The 3,141-nt window shown below is 62.1% G+C and carries 1 protein-coding gene; it reads right to left on the bottom strand.

Translation table 11 applies throughout. From position 1 onward, the window contains the following. Positions 1 to 258 precede the first annotated feature (258 nt). Complete coding sequence (secA, locus tag QZ177_RS10445) at positions 259 to 2,904, bottom strand: preprotein translocase subunit SecA (protein ID WP_006305475.1); 2,646 nt, start codon at positions 2,902 to 2,904, stop codon at positions 259 to 261. Positions 2,905 to 3,141 lie beyond the last annotated feature (237 nt).

Raw genomic sequence — 3,141 nt, 5'->3', positions numbered from 1 at the left:
GCAACGCGAGGCGATAGGGGCACTCGTTGCTCATACGCATTGCCGACGATAGAAAGCCCATCTCGCCCAAAGCGCCCCTTCCACCATGCTGCGCATGGTCCCCCTCCCCCGTCGCGACGGGGGAGGCTTGCGGAAACGGCAGATAGCTTCCCCCGCCGAGCGGGGGAAGTGCCGAGCAACGCGAGGCGATAGGGGCACTCGTTGCTCATACGCATTGCCGACGATAGAAAATCCATCTAGCCCAAAGCGCCCTTACCCCTACTTATCCTTCCCGTGGCAGTTCTTATACTTCTTCCCGCTGCCGCAGGGGCACGGGTCGTTGCGCCCGACCTTCTTGCCGCTCTCGTCCTTCTTCGCCGACTTTGCCTCGGCGGGGGCGGACTCATCGCCGTGCGAGGCGCGCGCGGTCGAGAGGTGATCCTCGAGCTTCGAGCGCTCGCGTGCGAGCAGCTGCTCCGCGCGGCGCTGTGCGCCCTCGTCCACCACGGGTGCGGGGCGCGGCGTTCCATCCTCCGACGTGGGAGCGACGGCCGCCGCTCCCTGCGGCGTCACGATGCTCACATGGTACATGAGGGAGGCGATCTGATCCATGATGGACGCCTCCATCTCCTCGAACATGGTCAGCGCCTCGATCTTGTACTCGACGAGTGGGTTGCGCTGACCGTACGCGCGCAGGTTGATGCCCTCGCGCAGCATATCCATGTGGTCGAGGTGATCCATCCATTTCTGATCGACGACGCGGAGCATGACGACCTTCTCCAGCTCGCGCATATTCTCCTCGCCGAACATCTGCTCACGCGCCTTGTAGCCCTCCTCGGCGACCTTCTCGAGCTCCTCTTGGATCTCGTCGCGCGCGAGCTGCTCAAGCTCCGCCTTTTTGAGGCGCCCCTGCGGCGCATACACCTTCTCCGCATCCTCGATGAGCGCGTCGAGCTGCCACTCCTCGGGGTACAGTTTCTCGTTCGCGTACTGCGTCATCTCGTCCTTGATGATGTGTTTTACCATCGCGAGGATGTTCTCGCGCAGATTCTCGCCCTTGAGGATCTTCCTGCGCTCGCCGTAGATGACTTCGCGCTGCTGGTTCATCACGTCGTCATACTCGAGGACGTGCTTGCGGATGTCGAAGTTGCGCGCCTCGACTTTCTTCTGCGCGTGCTCGATCGAGCGCGTGATGATCGCGTGCTCGATCGGCTCGTCCTCCTCCATGCCGAGGCGGTCCATGATGCCTGCGATGCGGTCGGATGCAAAGAGGCGCATCAGGTCGTCCTCCAACGAGAGGAAGAACTTCGACGCGCCGGGGTCGCCCTGACGCCCCGAACGGCCGCGCAGCTGGTTGTCGATGCGCCGCGACTCGTGCCGCTCCGTGCCGACGATGTAGAGTCCGCCGAGCGCCTCCACGCCCTCGCCGAGCTTGATGTCCGTGCCGCGCCCCGCCATATTCGTCGCGATCGTGACCGCACCCTTTTGCCCCGCGTTCGCGACGATCTCGGCTTCCTTCTCGTGGAACTTGGCGTTGAGGACGACGTGCGGGATGCCGTTCTTCTTGAGGACATGCGACATCTCCTCGGACTGCGTGATCGAGGTTGTGCCGATGAGGATGGGCTGCCCCGTCTCGTGGATTTCCTTGACGGCGTTCCCGACGGCGCGATACTTCGCCGCCTTCGTCTTGTAGATGACATCTGCTTCATCAATACGCTGAATCGGCTTGTTCGTCGGGATGACGATGACGGGCAGGTTGTAAATTTTCAGGAATTCGTTCTCCTCGGTCTTTGCCGTGCCCGTCATGCCCGCGAGCTTGTCATACATACGGAAATAGTTCTGGAAGGTGATACTCGCGAGCGTCTGCGACTCGCGCTGAATCTTGACGCCCTCCTTCGCCTCGATCGCCTGATGAAGCCCGTCGGAGTAGCGGCGCCCCTCCATCAGGCGTCCCGTGAACTCGTCGACGATGACGATCTCGTCGCCCTTCACCACATAGTCGCGGTCACGGTGCATCAGCGCCTTTGCGCGCAGTGCCGCCGTGAAGCAGTGGGACAGCTCGATGTTCTCGGGGGCATACAGATTCGTGATGCCGACGATCTTCTCGATCTTCGGCACGGCAGAGTCGGCGGGCGCGACGGTCTTTTGCTTCTCGTCGACCGTGTAGTCCTCGCCCTCCTTCAGGTGGCGCACCGCCTCTGCCATGACGCGGTAGTTGTCCGTGGATTTCGTGCCCGGCCCCGAGATGATGAGCGGCGTGCGCGCCTCGTCGATGAGGATGGAGTCCACCTCGTCAACGATGGCGTAGTGCAGCGGTCGCTGCACCATCTGCCCCTCGGAGAGCACCATGTTGTCGCGCAGGTAGTCGAAGCCGAACTCGTTGTTCGTGCCGAACGTCACGTCCGCCGCATACGCCGCCTTGCGCTCGGGGAAGTCCATGTTGTGTGCGATCAGTCCGACGGACAGCCCGAGGTAGCGGTAGAGTTTGCCCATCCACTCGCTGTCGCGGCGCGCGAGGTAGTCGTTGACCGTGACCATGTGGACGCCCTTGCCCTCCAGCGCGTTGAGGTAGACCGCCGTGGTCGCGACGAGGGTCTTGCCCTCGCCCGTGCGCATCTCGGCGATGCGCCCCTCGTGGAGGCAGATGCCGCCGATGAGCTGCACGTCGAAGTGGCGCATGCCGAGCACGCGGCGCGAGGTCTCGCGCACGACGGCGAACGCCTCGGGCAGGATCTCCTCCATCGTCACGCCCTCTGCCAGCTGCTCGCGGAAGCGGCGCGTGTAGCCCGTCAGCTTGTCGTCCGTGAGGTTCTTCATCGTGGGTTCGAGCGCGTTGATCTGCTCGACGATCGCCGTATAGCGCGCGATCTCCTTGTCATTGTTGTCGCCAAGGAAGCGTTTGAGTATCGAAGATATTCCGAACAAGTAGTTTCACTCTCCTAGTCTGTTCTGTGGATCTATGATGATAGCGTACGCAAAAAAGCCTGCGCCAAGACAGTATTCGTTTCATTATAACACAAAGCCCCTGCCTTTGCATACTAAATGTTGCAGGGGCAGGGGCGGGACAAACGAATCGGAGGCCATGCGGGAGACACATCTTTTTATCCGCGGACAAGCGCCGCATACTTTGCACGCTCTGCCGCGGGAATCTGCAACGCCTCC

It is taken from the genome of uncultured Selenomonas sp., from assembly GCA_905372355.1.
GTDB lineage: Bacteria > Bacillota > Negativicutes > Selenomonadales > Selenomonadaceae > Selenomonas.
Note: the sequence above shows the minus strand (reverse complement) of the source record. Positions and strands in the feature narration are given on the sequence as shown.